The following is a 26,166-nucleotide window of genomic DNA, read 5'->3' as shown; positions in this document are numbered from 1 at the left end:
AGCCTATTCTTCTTTGAATCCTTCGCCAAGCACGTCATGAACTTCGTTGATCACGATAAACGCTTTGGGGTCGATATTGCGTACGATGGTTTTGAGACGGCGGGTTTCCGCGCGTCCGACGACGCAATAGACGACCTCTTTCTGCTGTCCGGAGAAGGCTCCCTTAGCCGGCATTAACGTAACGCCTCGTTCCAGCTCTTTCGTTATTTGGAGAGCGATGTCTTGACCGTGATCGGTAATGACCTGGAACGCCTTGGCGGAATAAGCACCGTCCTGGATAAAGTCGATCAGCTTCGAGGCGACGAATACAACGACTAGCGTGTAGAGAACTTTCTCAAGCGAGATGTACAGCAGCGAAACCCCGATAATGATAGCATCGAAAGCCAATATGACTTGTCCCATGCTGTATCCGCGCCAGCGCTGCAGGATGCGGGCGATGATGTCGATGCCCCCGGTCGTGCCTCCAAAACGAAAAACGATGCCGAGTCCCGTTCCAAGCGTCACGCCCGCATACAAAGCGACTAGCATAACGTCGCCGGGCATCGTTATTTTCTCGAGGAGCCCCTTTTTGATCAAGCTTTCCAGCAGCGCTAGGAACAAGGATAACGACACCGTCCCCAGAATCGTATAGAACATCTGGTATTTGCCGAGCGCCTTCCAGCCGAGAAGGAACAGCGGAATGTTAAGCAGCAGCGTCGTGACCGACAACGGCCATCCGGCGGCGTAATTCAGAAGGACGCCTATCCCGGTCAAACCTCCTTCCATAAGCTGGTAGGGGATGACGAAGCATTGCAGGCCGAATGCGTAGATGGCGGTGCCGATAAATATAGGAATCATAAGTTTAAGCTGGTTCAAGATGCGTTTCAAATCGATACTTCCTCTCGTCATAGGTAGGTGTATCCTCTATTATGGCTTATTTGGCGCGATCAAAAAACATTGATTTTCACAATCCCTATACGGTAACATAGTAACGTGTAGCTAATAATGGAAGGAAGCTTACCGATGCAGGAGAAATCTTTGGCGCAAATTCAGCGCGAGGTAGATGAATATATCTCCCAGTTCAAAGAAGGCTACTTCAGTCCGCTCGCGCTCATGGCGAGAATGTCGGAGGAAGTCGGAGAGCTGGCTCGCGAGGTTAATCATTATTACGGCGAGAAGCCGAAAAAGGCGGATGAGGCCGAGAATACGGTCGAGATGGAGCTTGGCGACATTTTGTTTATTTTGTCCTGCTTCGCGAATTCGCTTGGCATCGATTTGACGGAAGCCCATAACAAAGTCATGCACAAGTTCAATACGCGTGACGCGAATCGCTGGACGAAGAAAAGCGGCGAACTGTAAGCAAGCCCCCTACATATGCTGTACCATCACCCTGTACAAGGAGGATGGACAGATGGATGGGGAGAGCTGCATCAGAAAAGCGTACGAATATATTTTTCACAGCGATTTCGAAGAGGCGATTTACTGGTTCGAGCAGGCGATTGTCGCGGAGCCGGACAACGCGGGCTATTATCATAAATGCGCGGTATCATGCGCCAGAAGCGGCAAATGGACCAAAGCGAAAATTTATGCGGATGTCGCGGAGAAGCTGGATCCGGGCAACGAGGAATATCGTTTTCATTCGCAGACGATACAATCCAGGCTGCTGCTCGCGGAAGCAAACGGGTTGATCGCGGAAGCGAATCCGAATTTGAAGGAAGCGGCCGAACGGCTTCGGCATGCGGTGAGCTTGGATCCTCTCAGCTTCGACGCTTACTATACGCTTGCAATGGTTTGTCACTCCGACGGACTGCTGGACGAAGCGATAGACTGCGCGAGAGAAGCGCTGAGGCTGGATCCGAATCACTCCGCCGCCAGAAGATTGTTCGCGGATATTAGCCGCAAACGGAGAATGGAGCGGATTCGTTCCACGATCAGAAGAAAATAAGGATAAGGTGATCAAGATGGCGGATCGGATAAGAGTAGCGGTAATAGGCGCAGGCGGAAGAATGGGCAGGGAAGTCGTGAAGATGGTGCTGGAGGATGAGTCGTTGCAGCTCGTCGCTGCGGTGAGTCCATCCTCGGGGCCAATCGACGCGGGAACGTTCGCGGGCAAGCCGAATACGGGTGTCACGGTAAGCGCAACCTTGGACGAAGCGCTGAGCAATGCGAAAGCGGATGTCCTTGTCGACTTTACCGTGCCGCAGGCGGCTTACGCCAACACTCGAACAAGTATCGAATACGGGGTTCGTCCCATTATCGGCACGACCGGGTTTACGCCGGAACAAATCGAAGAGCTGGACGAGCTGTGCAAAAGCAAGGGAATCGGCGGCCTGATCGCGCCAAATTTCTCGATCGGCGCCATTCTAATGATGAAGTTCGCGGCAGAAGCGTCCAAGTATTTGCCTCATGTTGAAATTATCGAATATCATGGCGATCAGAAGCTGGATGCGCCGTCCGGCACCTCCATCAAAACGGCGGAGCTTATCTCGCAGGTTCGGCAGGAGCTGAGACAAGGCAACCCGAATGAAGAAGAAGTGATCGATGGCGCGCGCGGCGGTTATTACAACGGTTTCCGCATACATAGCGTAAGGCTTCCGGGCGTATTCGCTCAGCAAGAGGTAGTGTTCGGCGGGTACGGACAAACATTGAAAATCCGCCATGATTCGTATGATCGCGCCGGTTATATGCCGGGCGTCAACGTAGCGGTCAAGAAGGTTATGACTTATTCCGGGTTAATTTACGGGTTCGAGCATATTATGGATTAGCCGTTAAGGCATTATTCGACAGCGGGAGAGGGGAACGGCATGCTGAACATTGCATTTATAGCGCATGATCGCAAGAAAGATGAAATGGTGAACTTCGTAATCGCTTATGAACATGTATTCGTTCCTCATAAGCTGTATTCAACCGGCACGACCGGTACTCGCATTATGGAGCAGACAAGCCTATCGATTCAACGCTTCATGTCCGGTCCGCTCGGCGGGGACCAGCAGATCGGGGCTTTGGTCGCACAGAACGAAATGGATTTGATCATATTCCTTCGCGATCCGCTGATGGCGCAGCCGCATGAGCCGGACATTATCGCTTTGCTTCGTCTCTGCGACGTGCAGGGCATTCCCGTCGCTACGAACATCGCGACGGCCGAGGTGCTCGTGAAGGCCGTCGAACGCGGAGACTTCGGATGGCGCGAGCTGGTGCACAAATATAAACCGGGGGCAGCCGAGTAATGGACAATAAGTTAGATATTCTAATCTTCGGAGCGCATGCGGATGACGCCGAAATCGGAATGGGCGGAACGATCGCCAAGCATACCGCCGCAGGCTACCGCGTCGGCATTTGCGATCTGACCGAAGCGGAGATGTCTTCTAACGGCACCGTGGAGCTGAGGCGGCAGGAAGCCGCCGATGCCTCCGCGGTGCTTGGTTTATCTATGCGCTCTAACCTGCGGCTGCCTGACCGCGGCCTTCAGCCGAGCCGGGAACAGATCGATGCGATCGTAACCGAGATCAGGCGCTGGCAGCCAAGAATCGTGTTCGCGCCTTATTGGGTGGACCGGCATCCGGATCATATCGCGTGCAGCAAGCTGATCGAGGAAGCCGTATTTAACGCAAAACTGCGCAATTATTTGCCTGGCCTTCCTGCCGCGCAGGTGGACCAGCTTTTCTATTATTTCATAAACGATATGGAGAACGTCTCTCTAATCGTGGATGTCACGTCGACTTACGAAGCGAAGCGGAACGCCCTGCGCGCCTACCGCTCGCAATTCGATCTTCGGGCGAGCGATAATTCCGTCGAGACGCCGCTTACGAGCGGGTATCTCGAACGGGTCGAAGCAAGGGATTATCTACTTGGACAAAGCAGAGGCTGGTCGTACGCCGAAGGCTTCGCGATCAAAAAACCGCACGGCGTCTCCTTATTCTAATAAATTGTACAGCCCAACAGGAATATAAATAGAGAGTAACCACACGAGTGGGAGGTGCAGCATTCATGACGCGCAAATTAAAGATAGGCATTACCTGTTATCCGACGCTTGGCGGTTCGGGCGTTGTCGCGACCGAACTAGGCAAGCTGCTGGCCGAGAGAGGCCATGAAATTCATTTTATAACGCATAGCATTCCTTTCCGGCTAGGAAAATTTCATAAAAACATTTTTTTTCATGAAGTCGAAGTAAACGAATATTACGTATTCCGTTATCCTCCTTATGATCTGTCTTTAGCGAGTAAGATGGCCCAGGTCGCCAAGATGCAGCAGCTCGATATCCTTCACGTGCATTATGCCATCCCGCACGCCGTCTGCGCGTATTTGGCCAAGCAAATGATCGGGGATGGACTGAAAACCGTAACGACCCTCCATGGCACGGATATAACGGTACTCGCGCAGGATGAATCGCTGAAGGATCTGATTAGGCTCGCGATACACCAAAGCGACGCGGTAACCGCCGTTTCGAATGATTTGATCGCGGAAACGAGAAGCCTGCTCGATATTATGTCGCCTATCGATTTGACCTATAACTTCGTGGACAAACGCGTCTATTATCCGAGGGATGTCACATCGTTCCGGACGGATTTCGCCAAGCCCGACGAGAAGATTTTGATGCATATTTCAAACTTCCGCCCGGTCAAGCGGGTCAGCGACGTCATCGAAGTGTTCGATAGAGTGTCGAAGGAAGTGCCTTCGAAGCTTCTGCTTGTAGGCGAAGGTCCGGAGCTTTCCAAAATGCAATGCAAAATCAAAAATATGGGCCTCGAGGACCGCGTCCATTTCCTCGGCAAGCAGGAGGATGTCGCGCATGTCATTTCCCTCGCCGACGTCATGCTCCTTCCATCAGAGAAGGAAAGCTTCGGATTGGTCGCTCTTGAAGCGATGGCTTGCGGCGTTCCGACGATCGGCTCCAACGCGGGAGGCATTCCGGAGCTTGTGACCCATGGCGAGACCGGATTCCTGTCGAATATAGGGGACGTTGAAGACATGGCGTCTAACGCGATAAAGCTGCTGACAGACGAGGCTTTGCGCAATAAAGTGAAAGAAGCTTGCCTATTCCGCGCGCGGCACGAATTTTGCAACGATTCCATTACGGCGCAATACGAGTCGATCTATTACCGCGTACTCGGCATCGAAGCGGACATTAAGGTTCCTGCCTGCGAGTAGTAAACTTCAAATTCATTTCATTAGGAAGAGAGAGATCGCCTATGCTTCTTCGACTGACGGACGAGATGAAGGAGGCATTGCCGATTATCGAAGCGCTGCGGCAGTCCGGGCATGAGGCCGTTTTCGTCGGCGGAGCCGTACGCGACGCGGTTCTGGGGCTGCCTATCCACGATGTGGATATCGCGACTTCCGCGCTCCCGGAGCATACGATGGCGTTATTCCCCAAGTGCATTCCGACCGGTCTGCAGCATGGCACAGTGACGGTGATGCAGAAGGGAGTGCCCTACGAAGTAACGACTTACCGGGTCGAATCGCAGTACGAAGGGCATCGCAAACCCAAAGAAGTCGTCTTCGTCCAGCGATTGGATGAGGATCTGCTGCGTCGCGACTTCACGATGAACGCGATGGCCATTCAAATGAGCGGCGAGCTCTACGATCCTTATCAAGGAGAACGCGATCTGCGGGAGAAGAGACTAAGATGCGTCGGGGATGCAGGCGCGCGCTTTCAAGAGGATGCGCTTCGAATGGTGAGAGCCGTTCGTTTCCTCAGCGCCTACGAGCTTGCTCCCGCGATGTCCGTCTGGCGCGGATTGAAGAAGCACGGCGCTCTTCTTCGCCACGTTGCCATGGAACGCGTGCAAGCGGAGCTGGACAAGATGCTCGGAAGCAGATCGCCGGGGCGGGCCTGTATTTGGCTGGCCTCGAGCGGCCTGCTTGCTTTTTGGAAGGAGCCTTTGCCGGAGAAAATTCTAAACCAAGTGAACGAAGCGTTGAGAAAGGCCAGGGCAGGCAGCGAATCCGCAATGCCCGATTTCTCTCTGCTGGCGAACGTCGATGAACGATGGGCCGCATTGTTACTAGCGATTTCTTGCGGCGGCTCGGAGGCCAATGACATCTTGTCCGCGCTCCGTTTCTCGAACAAGAGAAGCACGTTCATTCTTCAGCTAATTGCGTGCCAAGAGAAGATGGAGAGCGCGGGGCATCTCTCCGATCATGATTCCATTCAACTCAAACGTTCTTGGACCGAAGCCGTCCTCCGCTTTGGCGAACAAACGGCAAGACACTGGCTGACGGTGGCCGGCTCATTGCCGGAGACCCGGGGTAGTCTTCCGAAATCGACCGCGATCTACCTCGAAAGCGTATTGGACGAGATGCCGGTCAAAGCATTGAAAAAACTTGCGGCGGGCGGCTCCGACCTGCAAAAACATCTTGGTCTGCCGCCCGGACCGTGGCTCAGCGGCATGCTGAACCGGTTATTGCTGGCGGTCGCGCTGGGTGAAGCGGCCAACGAGAAGGACAAGCTGCTGGCGCTAGCAAAAATATGGAGTGAAGAGGACCAAAGCCATGAGCCTTGAACCATTGTTACAGCTTTTCGTACGCTATAAAAATCAATATGTATCAGGGGCTTTAATGAGCCAGGAGCTCGGCGTAAGCCGCACCGCCGTATGGAAGCAAATCCGCAAGCTGGAGGCGGCGGGCTATGAATTCGAAGCGTCGACGAAGCTTGGTTACCGGCTTATATACGCTCCGGAGGCGCTGGGAGTAAGCTCTCTGGCGGGCAAGCTTCGGGCAAAGCGGTTCGGCAGCGTCCTGAGCTTCCAGGAGCAGGTGAAATCGACGCAGGACGTCGCCCGGGAGCTGGCGGACAACGGCGCGGTCGAAGGGACGCTCGTCATCGCTGAGGAGCAGCTAGGCGGTCGGGGACGGATGGGGCGCAGCTGGGTATCCCCTCAAGGCAAAGGCTTATGGATGAGCATGGTGATGCGTCCGAGCGTGCCGATTCATTGCGCCCCGCAGCTCACGTTGTTGACCGCGGTGGCTCTTTGCCGCAGCTTGAAACGGAAGACGGAGCTGCCTATCGGCATCAAATGGCCCAACGATCTGCTCGTAAACGGCAAGAAAATCAGCGGTATCTTGCTGGAATCGGCAGCCGAGGACGAACGGCTGAAATATATTGTTGCCGGCGTGGGCATAAGCGTAAATCTGTCGGAAGCCGACTACCCGGACGAGCTTCTGGCCAAGGCGACGTCTCTGCGTATTCAAGCCGGACATACGTTCAGCCGTCAGGAGCTGCTGGACGAGTTCCTTCTGGAATGGGAGACGCTGTACGACCTGTTCCTGCAAGAAGGCTTCGGACCGATTTCGACTCTATGGGAGTCGTTATCCGTTACCCTCGGAACCCGCGCAAGATTTATTACCCCGCAGGGAGAATTGAACGGTATCCCGGTCGGTCTGGAGGAGAGCGGGGCGATTCGCGTACTGCGGGATGACGGAACGTACGCGTCGATCTTCTCCGCGGAAATGGGCGAGCCGCTCCCTCAAACTTAATTTCTCTCGCATTGACGTAATGATAGTTGCCGCGCCTTGGCGCGGCAGCATTTACGAAACGACCCTTTTTTGTTACACTACAATTATCAGGCGGTATTCCCCCGTGAAGCTGCACTGATAATGAAAGTCCGGTTGGCCATATTGGTGTTTCGCACTCTGCTCTGAGCCGAAGGGACCGAGACAGAAGGAACCGCGAGCAGTATCCTTTTCTCTCCGGGAACCTTTTTAGCAGCGGCTAAAAGGTTTTTTTGTGTTTACACTATGTTGTATGGAAGTGTTCAAAAAAAACGCTGCAATTCGGTAAGCCGGCAGGCGTGCGAGGAACACAATCAAAGGAGATGAAAGCGGATGAGGAAACGACTGACGATTAACTCCCTTCAGAAGATGAAGCAGGAGCGCAATGCGATTTCCGTGCTGACGGCTTATGATTATCCGTCGGCGAAGCTTGCCGAAGAAGCGGGCATTGACGTGATCTTGGTGGGAGACTCCCTCGGGAACGTGGTGCTCGGATACGAAACAACGATACCCGTCACGATTGACGATATAATCTATCATACCCGCGCCGTCGCAAGGGCAGCCGCAAGCACGTTCATCGTAGCGGATATGCCGTTCATGACGTACGGCGCAAGCCGCGAAGCGACGTTAACGAACGCGGCCAAAATCATGCAGCAAGGCGGCGCTCAAGCGGTGAAGCTGGAAGGCGGAGCGGAAATCGCGGATGATGTCAAAGCACTGGTAAAAGCGGGCATTCCCGTAATGGGTCACATCGGCCTGACTCCGCAATCCGTTCACCAGCTGGGCGGCTACAAAGTGCAGGGCAAGCTGGATAAGGACGCGCAGCGGCTGCTTGACGACGCTCTGGCCCTTGAAGCGGCCGGCGCGTTCAGCATCGTGCTCGAGCTTGTCACGGAGCCGGTAGCGGAAGCCATAAGCCAGAAGCTGACGATTCCGACGATTGGAATTGGCGCGGGCAGAGGCTGCGACGGTCAAGTGCTCGTGTACCATGACTTGCTGCAGTACGCTTCTCCATATTTTGAGAAAAAATTCGTAAAAACATACGCCGATATCGGAACGACGATCCGCGGCGCGATCGAATCCTATGTAAACGATGTGAAGACGGGACAATTCCCGGCGGAGGAGCATGTGTTCCAGCCTCATACGTCCTCCTCGACGACAAGCTCGCTATACGGCGGCGCAGCGGGGCAACCGAATTCCCCGGAGCAGGGCAGAAGTCATGAACAGAAGAATGGAGTCCCGGTAAAATGATCATCTGCCGCACGATAAACGATTTGAAGCAGCAGCTTCGCGAGCTTAGAAAAGAAGGCAAGTCCGTCGGCTTCGTCCCGACGATGGGCTATTTGCACGAAGGGCATGCCAGCTTAATGAGGGAAGCAAAAGCCAATAACGATATAGCGGTGCTCAGCATCTTCGTCAATCCGATGCAGTTCGGGCCTACCGAAGATCTGGACCGGTATCCGAGAGACGAGGAGCGGGATACGGCGCTTGCGGAACAGTGCGGAATCGATATCGTGTTTCTGCCGACCGTTCAGGAGATGTACCCGCACAAACCGCTTACGAGCGTCATGGTGAGCAGCATTACGACCCGCTTATGCGGCGCTTCCAGACCCGGCCACTTCGACGGCGTAGGACTTGTCGTAAGCAAGCTGTTCCATCTTGTCCAGCCAGACCGCGCCTACTTCGGGATGAAGGATGCGCAGCAGGTTGCCGTAATCGAGCAGCTCGTCCAAGATTTGAATTTCGATTTGGAAATCGTGCCATGTCCGACCGTCCGGGAGCCGGATGGACTTGCGCTAAGCTCGCGCAACGTTTATTTGTCCGCGGAGCAGCGCGCTCAGGCGGTCGTATTATCCCAGTCGCTGACCTTGGCCGAAGAGTGGATCCGGGAGCCGGGTATGACGGCCAGGCGACTTCTTGATCGGGTCAAGGATCATATTAAGGGAGCAAAGGACGCGGTGATCGATTATGTCGAATTGCTCAAGTTTCCTTCCTTGGAGGAAATCGCCGCGACGGAAAGGACGGACCAGCTGAACGGCTCCGTTATTCTGGCCATGGCCGTCAAGTTCGGAACGACCCGATTAATCGACAACAGCCTGTATCAACCTACCGGAGGTGTAAGCCATGTTTAGAACCATGATGAAATCCAAGCTGCACCGCGCGACGGTGACGGAAGCGAACCTGAACTATGTAGGAAGCATTACGATCGACGAGGACCTGATGGATGCCGCCGATCTTCTCGAGAACGAGAAGGTGCAGATCGTGAACAACAACAACGGCGCGCGATTCGAGACGTACGTCATAACGGGAGCGAGAGGTTCCGGCGTTATTTGCCTCAACGGCGCGGCAGCTAGACTCGTGCAGCCCGGCGACACGGTTATTATCATATCCTACGCCATGATGACGAACGAAGAAGCCAGAACGCACAAACCGACCATTACGATTTTGGATAGCGGCAACAAACCGGTCCAAATGCTAAAAGAAGAGCTGCACGCGACCATTCTGTAACATATGCCTTGGTCGCATCATCCCTGCCTTATGTAACGATTGGGATGCCGTATGAAAAACCGCGTGCAAACAAAAAATGACCGTATCACTCCTTAATCAAAAGCGAAGGCGGGATGCGGCATGTTTCAGCATATGTTCACTTCGATGAACGAAATGCTTGACGGGATCTCGAAGCAATTCCCACAAGCAAGCGATCAGGAGCGACAATTTTATTTGCAGCAAATCGGCGAGCTCAAAAAAATCAGCGACAATTTTATCGAGCAATGGCTGGAATTCGAGGAGAAGGTTGCGGATTTCCAAGACCAGTTCGGTCCAGACGAGCTGCCGTCCCTTGGTACGTCTGCTGACATGTTCAGCCAGGCAGGCGATTCCGGCCAAGCTGGCGTTCTGCCAAAGCTTGACGTCGAGAAGCCTGCGAAAGCGATCGATAAGTCTGTATGCAACATGGCCGATCTTACCATTCCGGAAGAAGTCGCGGCGTTCATTAATCAAGGTCAAGGCTATTATAAATTATTTATGTTTTCTGAAGCCGCGGCGTTGTTCCAAGATGCCATTAAGGTTGCGCCCGAATGCAATTTGGCCCGGCTGTTTCTGGGCATGAGCCAGATGCACATGCAGAATTGGCAGGAAGCCAAACGCCATTTTCAATTGCTGATCGAATTGTCGGACTTCCCGAAATGGCTGGCTTTGGGCTATAATGCCCTTGGGTGCATTCATGCCGTGCACATGAATATGGCGCAGGCGGAGAAGCTGTTCCGCAAGGCATACGAAGTATACCCTAGCTTTACGGATTCCCTGAATAATTTAAAGTCTTGTCAAGAGACACCCGGGCAATTATCGTTATATTTTGGTAGCACGGAGCTGTGCTGTTTGTGAGAGGATCGGAAATCAATGAAATTTGCCGTATTGGATTTGGAAACGACGGGCCATGGCGCGGATGATGACATCCTTCAAGTAGGCGTCGTCATCGTAGATGAACAACTGGATATCGTGAAGACGTATAGTTCATTCGTGAAACCGACGGTTCCTATTCCTACATTTATTACAGGCTTGACGGGAATTACCGAAGAGATGGTGAAGAACGCGCCGGAGCTGAACGATGTCCTGCTTGATCTGATTCCGTTGCTTGACGAAGCCGTGCTCGTAGCCCATAACGTCGGGTTCGACGCCGGTTTTCTTAATCAGGCGCTGGATCGTTGCGGTTATATGCATTTTACGGGCCGCAGACTGGATACGGTCGAGCTTCTGCGTATCTTCTATCCTTCCATAACCACGTATCAGCTCGGCGCCGTAGCCGAGCAGTTCGGCATAGACGGTCATCAGCACCATCAAGCCGACAGCGATGCGATGGCTACCGCACTCATCTTTATCGAAATAACGAAAAAGCTTCGCTCCTTGCCGCTGCTGACCGCGCAGCGGCTCTCTGCGTTAATCGACGAGAGCAAAGACCTGCACTGGTATTTAAAGCAGAACGAGACGTGGATCGAGCAAAGCACCGTTTTCGAATCGGCCGAGTTTGATTATTACCGCCAATTCGCTTTAAGAGCGAAGGAATGGAATGAGGATAAAACGCCGAGAGAAGAAGGATCCGTCAACCCGCTCGACGGTGTTACGTTCGAGGATTATTTGGCAGGCATCAAGGAACGTTTCCAAGCCAAATTCGAGCAGTACGAAGAACGGGAATCGCAAAGCGCCATGTTCCGGGAAGTGTACGCGGCGATGTCGGAAGATAAGCATTTGCTGATCGAAGCGGGCACGGGGACGGGCAAATCGCTTGGTTATTTGATTCCAGCCTTATATTACAGCGTTCAATCGAACAGCAAAATCGTCGTCAGCACGCACACGATCAATTTGCAGGAGCAGCTTAGACAACGCGATTTGCCGCTCCTTGGCGAGGTTCTTCCTTTTCCGTTCAAAGCTTCGATCTTCAAAGGAAGAGGCAATTATCTTTGCATGCGCAAATTCGAAGGCAAGCTGAACGCGCAGGACATGGTTGCGCCTATAGAAGATCCGATAACGGCCGCCCAGATGGTCGTGTGGCTTAGCGAAACAGAGACCGGGGATCAAGAAGAGCTGAATTTCGGCAACCGGGGACCCGAATTTTGGGCGACGGTGGCCAGCGACGCGGATTCCTGCCTCAACCGGGCTTGCCCTTGGTTCAAGCGCTGCTACTATCATCGGGCGAAACACGAATCGAATATAGCCGATGTTTGCATTACGAATCACTCGATGCTGTTCACCGACGTGCAAGCGGATCACCGTTTATTGCCGTCCTACAGCCACCTCGTCATCGACGAAGCGCATCACGTCGAAGAGGTCGCCGGCAAGCATTTGGGACTAAGCGTTCATTATTTCACCCTGGTACAAGCATCGCAAAGATTGTTTCGGGACAGCCGTTCCGGGCTGCTGCCGGCGCTTCGGCTTAAGCTGCAGCAGGAAGGCGACGACCATGTACAATCATGGGTGGAGACCATCGATACGGTCATCCCCGTCTTCCAGGAGATCAAAGAGCATTGGGATAAGCTGTTCGAGCTGCTCTACGGATTCGTTGCGAACGCTTCGGACAGCGTAAGCGAAGGCGGAGCGCTTGTGAAGCGCCTTCATTCCGGCATGCTTCCGAAGGACTGGGAGGATGTTCTGACGGTCGAAAATAATATATACGTAGAGCTTACCCGCGTCACGAAGTCGGTGGAGAAAATGATGAACGATGTGAAGGACCGCGTCGACGATCTATCCGTTCAAGCTCAGATCACGGATCTGAACGGGGCTATACGGGATTTGAATCGGGTGAAGGATGAACTGCGCATCATCATCAAGCTGGAGGATATTCATTTCGTTTATTGGATCGAAGCCAGCTCCGCGTACCGTCATCGGTCGCTGCAGCTCTTCGGCGCCCCGGTTGACGTCAGTACTCAGCTGCAGAAGCATTTCTTCGACGCGAAGGACAGTATCATTCTGACGTCCGCCACTCTCACCGTGCAGAAAAACTTCCAATACGCGGAGGAGCAGCTGGGCCTCGTCGGATATGAGCAACAAGGGAAACTGCGAACGGTGCTTCTGCCCTCTCCCTTCCATTACAGGGAACAGGCGCTTGTCGTCATTCCGCGCGACTTCCCGGTGCTCAAAGGCGCTAACGTGGATGACGCCTATCTGGAGAAGCTCGTCGGATCCTTAGCGGATGCCGCCGCCATGACCAAAGGCCGGATGCTGGTGCTGTTCACGTCCTACAAAATGCTGAAGCAGGTTTACGATCCGCTGAAGGCTCATCTGGACGCCAGAGGGATCGGGTTGCTCGGTCAAGGGATTGACAGCAGCAACCGGACGAAGCTGACGAGAAGATTTCTGCAGCAGCCCGAAACCGTTCTGCTCGGCACGAGCAGCTTCTGGGAAGGCGTGGATATTCCCGGGGAAGGGCTAGTATGTCTGGCCATCGTCCGCCTGCCGTTCCAGCCGCCGAACCATCCGCTTGTCGAAGCGAAATCGGAGCTGCTGCAGAGGCAGAAGCAGAACCCGTTCATGAAGCTGTCCATCCCTCAGGCAGTGATCCGCTTTAAGCAAGGTTTTGGCAGGCTCGTCCGCACGGCCCGGGACAAAGGCATCGTCATTCTGTACGACACGCGCGTCATCGATACGTATTACGGCAAGCATTTCCTCTATTCCCTCCCGGGGCCTAAGATCGAGACGATGCATACGGATCAAATGGTGCCAAGAATGCAGGAATGGCTGTCGAGCGGATACTCTGGGACGCGTGCAGGCGAACAAACCGCGACCCTTACGAAGGAGGAGTAGGTTCCCATGAAGCAAGCCAAAATATCGGAAGCGGTAGTCAGGCGCCTGCCCATCTATCTGCAGGTGCTGAACGAGCTTCACAGCAGGGAGATTCAGACGGTTTCGTCCCAGGAGCTTGGCGTGAAGCTGGATCTGAATCCGGCTCAAATACGGAAGGATCTGGCTTATTTCGGAGAGTTCGGCCGGAAGGGGATCGGTTACGACGTCATCTACTTGATCGAGAAGATCAGACAAATTCTGAAAGTGAACCAAACGATCAAGGTCGCGCTTGTCGGAGCGGGCAACCTCGGCCATGCTTTGTGCAATTACAATAAATATTCAAAGGACAATATGAAAATAACGGCCGTGTTCGACATCCATCCCGATAAGATCGGCACGAACATCAATAATTTGGTCGTTCAGCCAATGAACGAGCTGACGGAGGTCGTGGAGGAGCAGAACATACGGATCGGCATTATAACGGTGCCGGCGTACGAGGCGCAGAACGTCGCGAACCAGTTTATTGCCGCAGGGGTGGAAGGCATTCTGAACTTCGCGCCGGCCATTCTGCGGGTCCCGGAGGAAGTCCGCATTCACAACGCCGATTTTACTCGCGAGCTGCTTAGCTTAGCCTATTATTTGAATCATGAAGACGACGGAGAGAATGAGGAAGGGGACAGAGATGAATCAGCTATGGATTGAGAACGGGTTGTTCGTCACGATGAACGACGACAGGCGCACCGTGAAGGGCCATATGGTCGTCACGGACGATCGCATTACATATATCGGGGAAGAAGCGCCGAAGCCGGAGCAGCTCGCCCCGGACGTGAAGAAGCTAAATGGCAGCCGGCTTGCTTTTATGCCGGGATTGGTCAACACGCATGGGCACGCGGCGATGTCGCTTCTGCGCGGCTATTCCGACGATCAGAACCTTCAAGTATGGCTTCAGGAGAAGATGTGGCCGATGGAAGGCAAATATGTCGACGCGGATACGCGGGCCGGCAGCGCTCTGGCGATTGTGGAGATGCTTCGCTCGGGAACAACGGCTTTTGTCGATATGTACGACCGTATGGATCAAGTTGCGCAAATGACGGAGCAGGCCGGCATTCGCGGCATTCTGACGCGCGGCGTCATTGGGCTTTGCTCAGAGGAGGTGCAGCAAGCGAAGCTGCACGACGCCATTACGTTCGCCAAGGAATGGAACGGCAGAGCCGATGGCCGAATTACGACGCTGCTGTCGCCTCATGCGCCGTATACCTGCCCGCCCGATTATATCGTAAAGTTCGTGGAGGCGGCGCACGATATGAATCTGCCTCTTCATACTCACATGTCGGAGACGCTCGCGGAAGTGGAGCAGAACGTCCGCGATTATGGCGTTCGTCCGGTCGAGCATCTCGATCGGCTCGGATTCTTCTCCCGCCCGTCGCTTGTCGCTCATGCCGTTCATCTCAATGATGACGAAATCGCGCTGCTGGCGGAGCGCGGCGTATCCGTCTCGCATAATCCGGTCAGCAATTTGAAGCTGGCCAGCGGTATCGCCAGAGTGCCGGAGCTTCTTCGCGCAGGCGTGAAAGTGTCGCTCGGCACGGACAGCGCCGCCAGCAATAACAACTTGGACCTGTTCGAAGAGATTCGGTTCGCAGCCTTGCTCCACAAAGGAATTTCCGGCGATCCGACGGTTATACCGGCTTGGGAAGCGCTGAAGCTCGGGACGATTTACGGCGCGCAATCGGTATGGCAAGGCGAGTCGTTCGGCCTGCTTGAGGAAGGCCGGAAAGCCGATTTTATCGCGATTGATCTGGATCAGCCTCATATGTACCCGCTAACGGATATCGTCTCCCACTTGGTATACTCCGCGAGCGGACGCGATGTTCGTCATGTATGGGTTGACGGGCGCCAAGTCGTAAGAGACGGCCTATGCACTCAAATGGATGAGGAGAAAATCCGCTACGAGGCAGCTGCAAGCTTCGAGCGGCTGCTGAATGGATAATGCGGGCGGTCGAGAGGAAACGTCCGCCGTTCATGACGCCGAAGCGTTGGCTGATCATCGCGGCGGCCGCCTTGATTACTCTCCTTGTTTGGTTCGGACTTTATTTCCATGACATTCAGAAGCCGCAATGGACGCTTGAACGGAATATGAGTCAGGCCGCTATTCAGACGGGCGATATTTCGGAGGTCGACGAGCTCTTCATGCATGTATGGGAATCGAAAACCTGGATTGCGGAAGGCGAAGATGAGAATGGCCGGCGGAGCTATGTGTTCCTGACTGGCGAAGGCGAGCCGCTCTTTACCGTAGAAGCCGAAGACGTTATGACGGAAGAGGATGTGCGGGCACGCTTCGAAGCAGAGAACGCCAACGAGCCTGAGATTGACATGATTCGGCTGCAGCCGGGCTTGCTGCGCGAATCGCCCGTCTGGGAAGTGTATTATTCATTAATCCGCGACGGCGTTCGCCGCTATTATTATCAATTCTATTCGTTCGACCGCGATGCCGATTTAATCGAAACCTACAAGCTTCCTGCGAAGACGGGACCATGATGCCATGGTCCCGTTTCCTGTTTTTACACGACCCATACCGTATACGAATGTGATATACTAGCGTATAGCAAAGGACGCACTGATCTATCTTGATCAAATAAATAATACAACTACGGTATGGGAGGGATTGCTTCATGAGAAATCTTCGTATGCTGCCTATCGCCGTCACCGTTACGATATCTGCTGCCGCTTTGTTCGGCGGATGGACGTTATATAAAGAAGTGGCCGTTGCCTCTCCGCTGACCAGCGCGCTTCAAGAAGTGCCAGGCATCGTAGAAGCCGGCAAGGCTCAGATCGGGAAGGATGAAGTCGCCGTTTCGGTCGAGTTGTCCAAAGACGCGAAGCTGAAGGAAGTTTATGGTTCCATTCTGGAAGAGAGCGCGGACGCCTCGAACGGGAAGAAATTGGATCTGGACATCGTGTCGGAGGAAGATCCGGTTCTCGAGGATATTTGGCAATCCGCTTTGTTCGAAATCGCGGAAGCGATGGAAACCAAATCGTATTCGGACATCCCCGCGACGATGGAGAAAGCCGTGGCAGACCATGAGGGGATAACAGCCGAAACGGCTATGGACGAAACGAATGTGTACGTGACGATTCGCAGCGAGAAGGGAGCTAAATTTATCGTTCTGCCAAGAACGCCAAACCAATTGGGGGTGTGGGGGAATGCGTAAATACGGACTAGAGCTATTGGTCGGGTTCGTTCCCGTCCTTCTTGTTTTCTTGCTGTTCTTAGGCGTAAACGTTCTGCCATTCGTCTTTCTTGCGGTAATTGGCGCGGCCGTGTTTTATTCCGCCAAGGGAAGAGGCAAGCTGGCTGCTCTGTCGAACGGGAAAAGCCGTAACGAGGTTAAAGCGTCTGCCTTCAGCTTCGACCAGATTGGCGGTCAGGAACGGGCAAAGGAAGAGCTTGTCGAGGCGCTGGATTTCTTGGTTAAACGCGATAAAATAGAAAAGCTCGGCATTCGTCCGCTAAAAGGCATTTTGCTTGCTGGGCCTCCGGGAACAGGCAAGACGCTGCTTGCGAAGGCCGCGGCGCATTACACGGATTCCATTTATTTGGCTGCGTCGGGCAGCGAATTTGTGGAAATGTACGTGGGCGTCGGCGCCGGACGGATCCGCGACTTGTTCAAGGAAGCCCGAACGAAAGCCAAGAAAGCCGGCAAAAGCAGCGCCGTCATCTTCATTGATGAAATCGAGGTCATCGGCGGCAAGCGCGACGGCGGGCAGCACCGCGAATACGACCAGACGCTTAATCAGCTGCTGACGGAAATGGACGGCATCCATTCGGGCGAGTCTCCGCGCATTCTCATCATTGCGGCGACGAACCGCAAGGAGATGCTGGACAGCGCGCTGCTTCGGCCAGGGCGATTCGACCGTCATATCGGCGTCGACCTGCCCGACAAGAAAGGCCGTCTTCATATTCTCAACATTCATGCAGCGAATAAGCCGATCGACGAATCGGTCAGCATGGAGCGCTTGGCGGAGCAGACCTATAGCTTCTCCGGAGCGCAGCTAGAATCGGTGATGAACGAAGCGGCGATCTATGCGATGCGCGAGGATCGGGACACGGTCGGGGAGCGCCACCTCAATATGGCAATCGACAAAGTCATGCTCGGCGAAAAAACGGACAAGGAAACGTCGAAGGAGGAGCGCGAGCGCGTGGCGCTTCACGAGCTCGGCCACGCGATTATGGCCGAGATCGTACGGCCCGGAAGCGTGTCGCAGGTTGCGCTGTCGCCGAGAGGCGGCGCCCTGGGTTACGTCAGACACCAGCCGCAGCAGGACCAGTATTTGTACACCAAACAATTTTTACACGGGCAAATCCGCATTGCGCTTGCTGGCGCCGCAGCTGAGGAGATATTCTACGGCGAGCGCAGCACGGGCTCGCGAGGCGACTTCGATCAAGCGGTTAACATCGTGAAGACGTTGGTCGAGTCCGGTCTAACTTCGCTTGGCATCCTTAATGCTTCGATGATGACGCCGGAGAAATGGGCGGCCGTTACGAAGGAAGTGCTCGACGAGCAAATGGAGGCTACAAAAGCTTTGCTTGAAGAACGGAAGTCCGTCTTCACTTCGTCGCTCGAGACGCTGCTTACGGAAGAGAATCTGGACGGCGAGCAGTTCCGGACGCTGATGGAACGGGGCTCAGCCGCATAAAACGGTTACAATATTACAATTTGGAGGCGGACCTGCGGTTCGCCTTCTATTTTTGCGGAAAATCGTTATAATAAGAAAGAATCTACCTAGAGGGAGCAATTTAAGCAATGATTAAGAAGGTTGGAGTAATCGGCGTAGGCACGATGGGACAAGGGATCGCGGAGATGCTGGCGGCCAAAGGCCTCGATGTGGTTATAATCGAACGGACGCCTGAACGTCTGTCCTACGGATTACAAATGATTGAAGTGAGTCTGGATAAGCAAATCGAGAAATGGGCGCTGACCGGCGCCGAGAAGAAGCTTATTCTTTCCAGAATACATAAGGCATCGGATTACGGCGAGCTTGCCGATTGCGGATTGATCATCGAGACGATCACCGAGGACATGGAGGCAAAGAAGGAAGTATTCCGGCAGTTGAACGCTATCTGCGGACCGAATACGATTCTGGCGAGCAACACGTCCACGCTGAGCTTGACCGAGCTTGCAAGCGTGACGAACGTGCCTAACCGCGTAATCGGCCTGCATTTTATACATCCCGTACTGAAAATCGATCTCGTCGAAATCGTGCGCGGACTCAAAACGTCCGACGATACGTTTAACCAGACCAAACACTTCGTGGAGGAGGTTATCTCGAAGAAGGGCGTTATGGTGTTCGAATCGCCGGGCTTCGTGACGACGCGTCTCATCTGCCTCTTCATCAACGAAGCGCTTCACGTTCTGGAAGAAGGCGTCGCGTCCGCCGAGGATATCGACAGGGCGATGCGGACCGGCTATTCCTTCCAGCACGGCCCGTTCGAGATGGCGGACCGGTTCGGCCTGGACGCGGTTCTTGCCGCTCTCGACCGGATGTTCCGCGAATACGGTGAGCTGAAGTATCGTCCGTCCATCGTGCTTAAGAAGATGGTGCGAGCCGGACATCTGGGAGCGAAAACGGGCGTAGGATTCTTCGAATACGACAGGGATGGGGATCGGATTTCATGAAAGTATTAGTCATCAACGCGGGGAGCTCTTCCCTGAAATATCAGCTGTACGACATGACGAACGAAGGGGTTCTCGCGAGCGGGAGAGTGGAGCGGATCGGCATGGATTCCTCCATCGTGACGCATGAACCGGCGGACAAGCCGGAAGTTCGCGACGTCAGCGAAATTCTGGATCATGTAACGGCTGTCAAGCGGGTCATCGACATGCTGACCCATTCGGAGCACGGCGTGCTTGGGGCTATGACCGAGATCGATGCGGTCGGGCACCGCGTCGTGCACGGGGGCGAGGTGTTCAAAGGCTCGGTGCTCGTGACGCAGGAAGTGAAGCTGGAGATCAAGAAGCTGTTCGACTTGGCGCCGCTGCATAATCCGGCTCATATGATGGGCATTACGGCGGTTGAAGCGAACATGCCGGGCGTGCCGCAGGTTGTCGTCTTCGATACGGCGTTCCATCAAACGATGCCGGCAACCTCGTATTTGTACCCGATTCCGAAGGTGCTGTACCGCCGCCATAAGATACGCCGATACGGCTTCCACGGCACGTCGCATTCCTATGTCAGCGATAACGCAGCCAGACTGCTCGGCTTACCGCTGGAGTCGCTCAAGATGGTGACCTGCCATATTGGCAACGGCGCGAGCTGCGCGGCGATTCTGGACGGCAAGTCCTTCGATACAAGCATGGGCATGACGCCGCTCGAGGGACTGATGATGGGGACGCGCAGCGGAGATATCGACCCTGCCATCGTACCGTTCGTCATGAACAAGGAAGAGCTGACGCTTAACGAGGTCAATTCCATGCTGAATAAGCACAGCGGCATGCTGGCGATCTCCGGCATCAGCAGCGATATGCGCGAAGTGACGGAAGCCATGACGGGCGGCGACGAAAACGCTAAGCTGGCCTTTGACATGTATACCTATCGTTTGAGAAAATATATAGGCGCCTACGCAGCCGCGATGAACGGGCTGGACGTGCTGGTCTTCACGGCGGGAGTCGGCGAGAACGCGCCGGACGTCCGCGCGGCCGTATGCGACGGCATCACGTTTTTCGGGGTCGAGCTCGACCATGAGCTGAACGCCAGAAGAAGCAAGGAAGCGCGAGTTATTTCGACGCCGGGCTCCAGAGTGAAAGTGCTTGTCGTTCCGACGAATGAAGAGCTGTTGATCGCGAGAGACACGTATGCGATCGTGAATGAAACGAAGTGATGTGAGGACTGCCCGCGCTGCCGGGCAGCTCTTTTTTGTCTGCGCGCCAGGGGAAGGGGGAAGCGGCATGAATGACGAAATATGGAAGGCTTATACGCATGGCATCGCGGCCGCGATCGCGGAGGGAGGCGTACATGTTCCGAGCCTGCTGCTGCAGAGCTACAGCAGCTTGGGGCTGTCGGATTCGGAAGCGATGCTGCTGCTGCAAATTATGCTTTACGCGGAGTCCGATAGGAATGATTTTCCGACGCCGGAGGAGCTGGCCGGACGGATGGGGATCCAGGTGCGATTGATCGGGACGATGCTGGGGCGGCTGATGAAGGAAGGCTTTCTCTCGATCGACGATTATGTCGACGAAGCGACCGGCCTTCAAGCGGAACGGTATAATTGGAGCGGCTGGTTCATGAAGGCCGCGGAATGGCGGGCGGCCGAGAAACGGCAGACGAAGAGGACCGAACGCCAGCCGGCGGGAGGGGTGAAGAAGCCTGCATTGCCGAATGCGGCCATCTCCGATTTGTTCTCCGTATTCGAACAGGAGTTTGGCAGGCTGCTGTCCCCGTTCGAGTGCGACTTGCTCAGCAAGTGGCTTGACGAGGACAAGTATACGGAAGAAATCATCGTGTTCGCTCTGAAAGAAGCGGTATTCGCCGGAAAGCTTAGCCTGAAATATATCGATCGCATATTACTGGAATGGAGTCGCAACCGCGTGACGAACGTGGAAGAAGCGAAAGCGCATGCGGGGAAGTTCTACGGCGGCAAGGCTTAGCGGAAAACGAAACAAATCACATAAAACAAGCGAAAATCGCGACGGATATGACCGTCTGAGTATGGCCCCCAGGCTCAAGCTTGGGGGCTTTCCTATTCATTCGCCTTCCTATCTGTTTTCTACTAACGTTTTTCGGTTTGCGGCTTGAGGGGGTTGCTCCATCCACCCGTTTTTTATCATAATATTAGCGGCATCTTCTAGATATTTGGCTGTCTCTCCCAATAAACGCGTGAAATGTAGACCGATATCTCGTCTGCTGCTTAAGCCTATCGAAGAGCCGTACTTGCTTATTAATACAGAACCCAGCGCCATCATGAAAAACATCATCATTTTATCGCTAAACGGGGATGAGGTTGAGTTTGTTATTTCCGCTTCGTAGGTTGTCGGGGAAGGCAGGTCATCTTCTCATAGCAATGAGGTAAACAGCTCAATGTGGTTATCACACAGTTCCTTTCCTCTAACGAAAAATTCGCGAATTTCTTTTGATTTTGTTACTTGACTGTAAGACATGAGCTTTGCTCTTCCGAAAGCCGCCGTTCTAAAATTAAATACGAATTGATTAATTTCAATCGCATTTAAAGGCCTCTTATCGCCAAACCAGCCCGTTAAAAATCCTTGTCGGTGTACAAATTCTGCTTTTTCGGGAAAGGGAATTGTCGGTGCGGAATTTGCTAATCCTGTTTTTACCAATAGGTTTTTACTTTGATTATAAAGTTTTGTTGTTAGAGAAATACAATGCGTAAAAAAGTCGCGGACATCCAAACGCGTCGAATTCGCTAACGAAAGAACATAAAAAAACAAACCGTTTTCAGCCAAGGCATTATATTGGATAAGAGCGAACCGATCGGAATATAACCGGGGGGCACCTATATCAACATCTTCTTTCGTAAATCCAAACGGTAAGGGGAAGTCTTCTTGTTCCAATATTTGTTCAACACGGGCGAGAATCTCTTGTGAAATTTCTAACGTTAATTCTATAATGGAACGAATTTCTCCATCTTCACATTTTTTCATGTAATAAGGTACAGAAAAAACATACACTGTGTTATTCATATATGTGGTCCATAGACTCGCGATTTCCGAAGCATCTAATTGGTTTGTCATCGTAACGCCTCCATCCGGCATAATGTACAGATATAATTTTCCCAGTTCCCCAAATAAATATCGGGCAAGGAAAAATTAAAAAACGCCCTCCCGCATGACTGACCGGCAGGAAGGGCGATCCAAGGAATGAGGTGAAACGAAATAAAAAAGGGGTGCTCAAGGGCCGAAACGACCCGGAGCACCCCCTTCTTGTCGGGACTGACGTTTGCGTTGTTCCTATACGCCGCCGCGCTTCAGCAGCTCCAGCCGGTAGACGTACTCAAAAATAAACTCGAAGGCCTCGAGGTGGCGCTTCGCTTCGAACGCGTTAGCCCCCCAAGCGTAGATGCCGTGTTTGCGGAGCAGAATGCCAGGGATCTCGTCTGTCATGCGATCCGTTATTTCCGGCACGATCGACGGGATGTGCGCGAAATTCGAAACGATCGGAATGTCGATATGCTTCTCTTCCTCCCACAGGTTGAAGCCCTTGATCAGCTCCACGCCGTCAACCGGCACGGATTTGCGATCCCAGAAATATTCGGAGATGACATTGTTGAAGACGGTATGCACATGAAAGATCGCTCCCGCGCCCGTCAGACGGTAAATTTCGCAATGGATCAGCGTTTCGGCGGATGGCTTCAGCGAGGTCGCCTCGCAAGCTTTACCGTTCTGATCGACGAAGAGATAATCCTCCGGCGTATGTACGGTTTTGTCTTTGCCGCTCGCCGTAATGGCGAACTGGAACGCTTCGGGGGAGAAGTCGCCCACGCGAACCGACAGGTTGCCGCTCGTGCCCGGGAACCAGCCGCGATTCGCGAACAGCTCCTTCACATCGCGAAGCTCGCTGAGCGCCCGCTGCTTCTCTTCCGTCTTAATCTGGTCAAAGCTCATGATCTACTTCCTTTCTTCATCGGCCATCGCCGCTATGATGTCGTGGAACGTATCGAACTCCGTATGCGCAAGACCAAGCTCGCGGCATTTCACCGTCAAGTGCGAGCGGGAATATACTCGGTCGGCCAGCTTGGCGCCTTCGAAGTCCGTTACGCTGTCGCCGATAATGATCCGCTCGTATTGGTCCTCGGGAAACCGGCGCATGATCGTTGTTTTGCACATGCCGCAATGATTATGGCAATGCTCGTCGCAGGGATGCGGCCATAAAATTTCGATGCGCTCGCCAGAGAAGTCGCTGCTGTTGCAGTAAATGTGGTCGCGCGGAATATCGAACGGCTCGAGCGTCGGGTACACAAAAAAATCGATGCCGCCGCTCGTCACGTAAAACTCGATATTCTGCTCTTTGCAATAGCTTAGAAATTCGGCGAAGCCGTCCCGGATGCGCACGTTGTTGACGCCGTACGACACCACCTCGTCACGGAGCGAGGAGGGAAGAAGACGGAACAGCTGTCCGACCCCGTCTTGAATCGTGAGCTCCGTCGCGATCGTTCGTTCGGCGATTCTCTCCCAGCCCTCCGGGTTAAAATGTTTGATGATCGCGATAATATTATCGTTGATTGTGATGGTTCCGTCGAAATCGCAAAACACGATGCGTTTCTTGGTTGCGTTTGATTTCGTCATCATGATTCTCTGACTCCCCATGCTTGAATGGCTGCCTTAAGCGCCTCGTTGCCCGCGGCTTCGGCTGCTTCCTGCAGCGGCGTACCCGCCAGAGCGGCGCCGATTGCTTGGCGGAAGGCTTGGCCTCCGGCCGCCGTTCCCATCGGATGGCCGTGAATGCCGCCGCCGGCGTTCACGACGACGTCGGTTCCGAAGTCCTTCAGGATAAGCGGCACCAGGCCCGGATGAATGCCCGCCGACGGGACCGGGAAGCTTGTCCGCAGGCCGTGGAGCGGACGGAGCAGAGCGTCCTTGACGGCCAAGTTCTCTTCCTTCGGCATGACGACGGAGCCGTAGGGGGAAGGGAACAGCACGAGATCCGCGCCCGCAAGCCTCATTAGCTTGCCAAGCAGCAGGGAGGCGCTCATGCCATAGTGCGGAGACGGATAGATCGCGCCGGCCATAGCGGGATGAGCAGCGATCGGCACGTTGATGTCAGGATCGCTGCTGAGCTCGTGCAGGGCGTCATAGCCGTATGCCAGCACGTTGAACAGGATCGCGTTCGCGCCGGCCGCGATCGCTTTGCGCGCGTTAGCGGCAAGCTGCGAGGTCGGACCGGTCAGGTTAACCGCGTAAAGAAGCTTCTGTCCCGTTTCCTCTTGCGCCTTGCGGGCCGCTTCCATGCAGGTTTCTACGCGCTTCTCGAGCGGCGTAAGCGGGTTCTCGAACAGGATTTCGTCATCCTTAATCAAGTCGACGCCGCCAAGCGCCTGCTTGTAAAACTGCTCCCGCAGGTTGGCGAGATCATGTCCGACAACGGATTTGAAGATGCTCATGAGCAGCGGCCGCTCCTGCACGCCGAGCAGCTCGCGAACGCCGGGCAAGCCGAACTTCGGACCTGGGAACGCGGACGCGAACGATTCGGACACGTCGAGATCGAGCAGCTTGATCCGGCCGTCCATCGACAGCTTGCCGAACACCGTGACGAGAAGGGCGGGAATGTCGCGGCTGAAATTAATGTCCGGATACGCAATCCGGATATCGGCATATCGTTCGCCGGGGCCGCCTTCGTGCACATCGACGGAGAGCACCTTGCCGAGATGCTTCTCCATCTCCGCTTTTTGCGCTTCGGGGAGCTCGGTCCAGCTTCCGACGGTCAGACCGACGGCGATCGAAAGCGCCTTTTTCTGAAAATCCGCCTTATCGTCGTAAGAGCGGTATGTCGCGATACACACTTGACTCATTATCCAATGCTCCTTTCGATGTCGGCGCCGATTTCCGCCGCACGCTCGGAGCTGCGCTTCATGCCTTTGACGATCGCCTCCGGCAAGCCAAGCTCGGTCATCTTCTCGATAGCGGCCTGAGTCGTTCCGTTAGGAGACGTCACCTTGCGGCGCAGCTCTTCCGGGCTTTCGCCGGTTTGCTTCACCATCTGGGCGGCGCCGAGCACCGTCTGCACGACGAGATCCTTGGCGGTCTTATCGTCCAAGCCCAGCTCGGCGGCGGCTTTCATCATCGCTTCCATTACGAAATAGATATAAGCGGGACCGCTTCCGGACACGCCCACGACGGAGTCCTGGAGCGCTTCCTCAACGACGGCGTTCAGGCCGATCGACTGGAACATGACTTCCGTAACGAGCCGCTGCTGCGGCGTGACATGGTCCGAATAGCTAATGCCCGTAGCGCCGAGCCCGATTGTGCTGGACGTGTTCGGCATCGTGCGGACGATCGGCTGGGACGAACCGAGAAGCTTCTCAAGCGACGAGATGGAAAGCCCCGCGATAACGGATACGATCAGTTGGTTGGGCGAGAGCAGGGGGGCGATCGCCGATATTGCTTCGGCCGCGTCCTTGGGCTTCATCGCCAAGAAGATAATATCGGCACCTTTCAGATACGCATCGTTCGTCGATCCCTGCAGCACGGTCTGCACGCCGTACCGTTCATGCAGCTCGCCGAGCCGCTCGGCATTGCTCCGGTTAAGCATGGATATTTTGCCGGGAGCGACCAGCTCCTCGCCAATCAGCCCGCGCGCGATCGCTTCGGCCATGGATCCGGCGCCGTAGAAACAAATGTGCATGGATCCGATGCCGGATTCGGTAAGTATACTCATGGGGGGTTCCTCCTGTCTGTTTGTCTTGCT

The 26,166-nt window shown here is 54.3% G+C and carries 26 protein-coding genes and 1 pseudogene; 21 read left to right on the top strand and 6 right to left on the bottom strand.

Annotated elements, in window-relative coordinates:
* Positions 1-3: 3 nt before the first annotated feature.
* Positions 4-888, bottom strand: a complete 885-nt coding sequence (locus NQZ67_RS03745; RefSeq protein WP_257442912.1) for a YitT family protein — start codon at positions 886-888, stop codon at positions 4-6.
* Between the two features lie 114 nt (positions 889-1,002).
* Here NQZ67_RS03745 and NQZ67_RS03740 point away from each other — a divergent pair, with 114 nt between their 5' ends.
* From NQZ67_RS03740 to NQZ67_RS03640, 21 genes are all read left to right on the top strand, one after another.
* Positions 1,003-1,338: a nucleotide pyrophosphohydrolase gene (locus NQZ67_RS03740; protein ID WP_257442911.1), complete on the top strand. Its 336-nt coding sequence runs from the start codon at positions 1,003-1,005 to the stop codon at positions 1,336-1,338.
* Positions 1,339-1,390: 52 nt separating this feature from the next.
* Positions 1,391-1,924: a tetratricopeptide repeat protein gene (locus tag NQZ67_RS03735; protein ID WP_257442910.1), complete on the top strand. Its 534-nt coding sequence runs from the start codon at positions 1,391-1,393 to the stop codon at positions 1,922-1,924.
* A gap of 16 nt (positions 1,925-1,940) precedes the next feature.
* Positions 1,941-2,744 (top strand): 4-hydroxy-tetrahydrodipicolinate reductase, encoded by an 804-nt coding sequence (dapB, locus tag NQZ67_RS03730; RefSeq protein ID WP_257442909.1) that lies wholly within the window; start codon positions 1,941-1,943, stop codon positions 2,742-2,744.
* Between the two features lie 39 nt (positions 2,745-2,783).
* Entirely contained in the window at positions 2,784-3,206 is a 423-nt protein-coding gene (gene mgsA, locus NQZ67_RS03725; RefSeq protein WP_257442907.1) for a methylglyoxal synthase, read from the top strand.
* Entirely contained in the window at positions 3,206-3,901 is a 696-nt protein-coding gene (gene bshB1 / locus NQZ67_RS03720) for a bacillithiol biosynthesis deacetylase BshB1 (protein WP_257442906.1), read from the top strand. The genes mgsA and bshB1 overlap by 1 nt, the downstream gene beginning before the upstream one ends.
* Positions 3,902-3,966: 65 nt before the next feature.
* Complete coding sequence (gene bshA, locus NQZ67_RS03715) at positions 3,967-5,127, top strand: N-acetyl-alpha-D-glucosaminyl L-malate synthase BshA (RefSeq protein WP_257442904.1); 1,161 nt, start codon at positions 3,967-3,969, stop codon at positions 5,125-5,127.
* A gap of 41 nt (positions 5,128-5,168) precedes the next feature.
* Complete coding sequence (locus tag NQZ67_RS03710; RefSeq protein ID WP_257442902.1) at positions 5,169-6,482, top strand: CCA tRNA nucleotidyltransferase; 1,314 nt, start codon at positions 5,169-5,171, stop codon at positions 6,480-6,482.
* Positions 6,472-7,455 (top strand): biotin--[acetyl-CoA-carboxylase] ligase, encoded by a 984-nt coding sequence (locus tag NQZ67_RS03705; RefSeq protein WP_257442900.1) that lies wholly within the window; start codon positions 6,472-6,474, stop codon positions 7,453-7,455. The genes NQZ67_RS03710 and NQZ67_RS03705 overlap by 11 nt, the downstream gene beginning before the upstream one ends.
* 348 nt (positions 7,456-7,803) lie before the next feature.
* Complete coding sequence (gene panB / locus NQZ67_RS03700) at positions 7,804-8,721, top strand: 3-methyl-2-oxobutanoate hydroxymethyltransferase (protein ID WP_257442897.1); 918 nt, start codon at positions 7,804-7,806, stop codon at positions 8,719-8,721.
* Positions 8,718-9,602, top strand: coding sequence for a pantoate--beta-alanine ligase (gene panC / locus NQZ67_RS03695; RefSeq protein ID WP_257442896.1), 885 nt, complete (start codon positions 8,718-8,720; stop codon positions 9,600-9,602). The genes panB and panC overlap by 4 nt, the downstream gene beginning before the upstream one ends.
* On the top strand, positions 9,595-9,978 hold the full coding sequence (gene panD / locus NQZ67_RS03690; protein WP_257442895.1) for an aspartate 1-decarboxylase: 384 nt from the start codon (positions 9,595-9,597) through the stop codon (positions 9,976-9,978). The genes panC and panD overlap by 8 nt, the downstream gene beginning before the upstream one ends.
* A gap of 120 nt (positions 9,979-10,098) precedes the next feature.
* The gene (locus NQZ67_RS03685) at positions 10,099-10,854 is read left to right on the top strand and encodes a tetratricopeptide repeat protein (RefSeq protein WP_257442894.1); all 756 of its coding nucleotides are present in this window, start codon (positions 10,099-10,101) and stop codon (positions 10,852-10,854) included.
* 15 nt (positions 10,855-10,869) lie between these two features.
* Positions 10,870-13,767, top strand: coding sequence for an ATP-dependent DNA helicase DinG (dinG, locus tag NQZ67_RS03680; RefSeq protein ID WP_257442893.1), 2,898 nt, complete (start codon positions 10,870-10,872; stop codon positions 13,765-13,767).
* 6 nt (positions 13,768-13,773) lie between these two features.
* Complete coding sequence (locus tag NQZ67_RS03675) at positions 13,774-14,448, top strand: redox-sensing transcriptional repressor Rex (RefSeq protein ID WP_257442892.1); 675 nt, start codon at positions 13,774-13,776, stop codon at positions 14,446-14,448.
* Positions 14,429-15,736, top strand: coding sequence for an amidohydrolase (locus tag NQZ67_RS03670; RefSeq protein ID WP_257442891.1), 1,308 nt, complete (start codon positions 14,429-14,431; stop codon positions 15,734-15,736). The genes NQZ67_RS03675 and NQZ67_RS03670 overlap by 20 nt, the downstream gene beginning before the upstream one ends.
* A gap of 32 nt (positions 15,737-15,768) precedes the next feature.
* Positions 15,769-16,284, top strand: coding sequence for a hypothetical protein (locus NQZ67_RS03665; RefSeq protein WP_257442890.1), 516 nt, complete (start codon positions 15,769-15,771; stop codon positions 16,282-16,284).
* A gap of 134 nt (positions 16,285-16,418) precedes the next feature.
* Positions 16,419-16,958 carry a hypothetical protein gene (locus tag NQZ67_RS03660; protein WP_257442887.1) on the top strand — a complete coding sequence of 180 codons (540 nt, stop codon included), beginning with the start codon at positions 16,419-16,421 and terminating at the stop codon, positions 16,956-16,958.
* Entirely contained in the window at positions 16,951-18,444 is a 1,494-nt protein-coding gene (locus tag NQZ67_RS03655; RefSeq protein WP_257442884.1) for an AAA family ATPase, read from the top strand. The genes NQZ67_RS03660 and NQZ67_RS03655 overlap by 8 nt, the downstream gene beginning before the upstream one ends.
* A gap of 107 nt (positions 18,445-18,551) precedes the next feature.
* Positions 18,552-19,424, top strand: a complete 873-nt coding sequence (locus tag NQZ67_RS03650; protein ID WP_257442883.1) for a 3-hydroxyacyl-CoA dehydrogenase family protein — start codon at positions 18,552-18,554, stop codon at positions 19,422-19,424.
* Positions 19,421-20,626 carry an acetate kinase gene (locus tag NQZ67_RS03645; RefSeq protein WP_257442882.1) on the top strand — a complete coding sequence of 402 codons (1,206 nt, stop codon included), beginning with the start codon at positions 19,421-19,423 and terminating at the stop codon, positions 20,624-20,626. The genes NQZ67_RS03650 and NQZ67_RS03645 overlap by 4 nt, the downstream gene beginning before the upstream one ends.
* A gap of 67 nt (positions 20,627-20,693) precedes the next feature.
* Positions 20,694-21,392: a DnaD domain protein gene (locus NQZ67_RS03640; protein WP_257442875.1), complete on the top strand. Its 699-nt coding sequence runs from the start codon at positions 20,694-20,696 to the stop codon at positions 21,390-21,392.
* 108 nt (positions 21,393-21,500) lie between these two features.
* Here NQZ67_RS03640 and NQZ67_RS03635 read toward each other — a convergent pair.
* The 5 genes and pseudogenes from NQZ67_RS03635 to proC all read right to left on the bottom strand — a co-directional run bounded on the left by NQZ67_RS03635 (position 21,501) and on the right by proC (position 26,136).
* Positions 21,501-22,496: pseudogene (locus NQZ67_RS03635) on the bottom strand (DUF3231 family protein).
* A gap of 216 nt (positions 22,497-22,712) precedes the next feature.
* Positions 22,713-23,366, bottom strand: coding sequence for a methylthioribulose 1-phosphate dehydratase (gene mtnB, locus NQZ67_RS03630; RefSeq protein WP_257442873.1), 654 nt, complete (start codon positions 23,364-23,366; stop codon positions 22,713-22,715).
* A gap of 3 nt (positions 23,367-23,369) precedes the next feature.
* Entirely contained in the window at positions 23,370-24,050 is a 681-nt protein-coding gene (locus NQZ67_RS03625; protein ID WP_371825259.1) for a 2-hydroxy-3-keto-5-methylthiopentenyl-1-phosphate phosphatase, read from the bottom strand.
* On the bottom strand, positions 24,047-25,270 hold the full coding sequence (locus tag NQZ67_RS03620) for a 2,3-diketo-5-methylthiopentyl-1-phosphate enolase (protein ID WP_257442871.1): 1,224 nt from the start codon (positions 25,268-25,270) through the stop codon (positions 24,047-24,049). The genes NQZ67_RS03625 and NQZ67_RS03620 overlap by 4 nt, the downstream gene beginning before the upstream one ends.
* Complete coding sequence (proC, locus tag NQZ67_RS03615) at positions 25,270-26,136, bottom strand: pyrroline-5-carboxylate reductase (protein ID WP_257442869.1); 867 nt, start codon at positions 26,134-26,136, stop codon at positions 25,270-25,272. Before proC ends, NQZ67_RS03620 begins: the two co-directional genes overlap by 1 nt.
* Between the last annotated feature and the right edge of the window lie 30 nt (positions 26,137-26,166).

Source organism: Paenibacillus soyae, assembly GCF_024623455.1.
GTDB lineage: Bacteria > Bacillota > Bacilli > Paenibacillales > Paenibacillaceae > Pristimantibacillus > Pristimantibacillus soyae.
This window is presented reverse-complemented; position numbering and strand designations above follow the sequence as displayed.

Bases quoted from the DNA above. Each gene is read 5' to 3' on its own strand.
- NQZ67_RS03745 (WP_257442912.1), bottom strand. From the start codon at position 888: ATGACGAGAGGAAGTATCGATTTGAAACGCATCTTGAACCAGCTTAAA.
- NQZ67_RS03740 (WP_257442911.1), top strand. From the start codon at position 1,003: ATGCAGGAGAAATCTTTGGCGCAAATTCAGCGCGAGGTAGATGAATAT.
- NQZ67_RS03735 (WP_257442910.1), top strand. From the start codon at position 1,391: ATGGATGGGGAGAGCTGCATCAGAAAAGCGTACGAATATATTTTTCAC.
- dapB (WP_257442909.1), top strand. From the start codon at position 1,941: ATGGCGGATCGGATAAGAGTAGCGGTAATAGGCGCAGGCGGAAGAATG.
- mgsA (WP_257442907.1), top strand. From the start codon at position 2,784: ATGCTGAACATTGCATTTATAGCGCATGATCGCAAGAAAGATGAAATG.
- bshB1 (WP_257442906.1), top strand. From the start codon at position 3,206: ATGGACAATAAGTTAGATATTCTAATCTTCGGAGCGCATGCGGATGAC.
- bshA (WP_257442904.1), top strand. From the start codon at position 3,967: ATGACGCGCAAATTAAAGATAGGCATTACCTGTTATCCGACGCTTGGC.
- NQZ67_RS03710 (WP_257442902.1), top strand. From the start codon at position 5,169: ATGCTTCTTCGACTGACGGACGAGATGAAGGAGGCATTGCCGATTATC.
- NQZ67_RS03705 (WP_257442900.1), top strand. From the start codon at position 6,472: ATGAGCCTTGAACCATTGTTACAGCTTTTCGTACGCTATAAAAATCAA.
- panB (WP_257442897.1), top strand. From the start codon at position 7,804: ATGAGGAAACGACTGACGATTAACTCCCTTCAGAAGATGAAGCAGGAG.
- panC (WP_257442896.1), top strand. From the start codon at position 8,718: ATGATCATCTGCCGCACGATAAACGATTTGAAGCAGCAGCTTCGCGAG.
- panD (WP_257442895.1), top strand. From the start codon at position 9,595: ATGTTTAGAACCATGATGAAATCCAAGCTGCACCGCGCGACGGTGACG.
- NQZ67_RS03685 (WP_257442894.1), top strand. From the start codon at position 10,099: ATGTTTCAGCATATGTTCACTTCGATGAACGAAATGCTTGACGGGATC.
- dinG (WP_257442893.1), top strand. From the start codon at position 10,870: ATGAAATTTGCCGTATTGGATTTGGAAACGACGGGCCATGGCGCGGAT.
- NQZ67_RS03675 (WP_257442892.1), top strand. From the start codon at position 13,774: ATGAAGCAAGCCAAAATATCGGAAGCGGTAGTCAGGCGCCTGCCCATC.
- NQZ67_RS03670 (WP_257442891.1), top strand. From the start codon at position 14,429: ATGAATCAGCTATGGATTGAGAACGGGTTGTTCGTCACGATGAACGAC.
- NQZ67_RS03665 (WP_257442890.1), top strand. From the start codon at position 15,769: ATGACGCCGAAGCGTTGGCTGATCATCGCGGCGGCCGCCTTGATTACT.
- NQZ67_RS03660 (WP_257442887.1), top strand. From the start codon at position 16,419: ATGAGAAATCTTCGTATGCTGCCTATCGCCGTCACCGTTACGATATCT.
- NQZ67_RS03655 (WP_257442884.1), top strand. From the start codon at position 16,951: ATGCGTAAATACGGACTAGAGCTATTGGTCGGGTTCGTTCCCGTCCTT.
- NQZ67_RS03650 (WP_257442883.1), top strand. From the start codon at position 18,552: ATGATTAAGAAGGTTGGAGTAATCGGCGTAGGCACGATGGGACAAGGG.
- NQZ67_RS03645 (WP_257442882.1), top strand. From the start codon at position 19,421: ATGAAAGTATTAGTCATCAACGCGGGGAGCTCTTCCCTGAAATATCAG.
- NQZ67_RS03640 (WP_257442875.1), top strand. From the start codon at position 20,694: ATGAATGACGAAATATGGAAGGCTTATACGCATGGCATCGCGGCCGCG.
- mtnB (WP_257442873.1), bottom strand. From the start codon at position 23,366: ATGAGCTTTGACCAGATTAAGACGGAAGAGAAGCAGCGGGCGCTCAGC.
- NQZ67_RS03625 (WP_371825259.1), bottom strand. From the start codon at position 24,050: ATGATGACGAAATCAAACGCAACCAAGAAACGCATCGTGTTTTGCGAT.
- NQZ67_RS03620 (WP_257442871.1), bottom strand. From the start codon at position 25,270: ATGAGTCAAGTGTGTATCGCGACATACCGCTCTTACGACGATAAGGCG.
- proC (WP_257442869.1), bottom strand. From the start codon at position 26,136: ATGAGTATACTTACCGAATCCGGCATCGGATCCATGCACATTTGTTTC.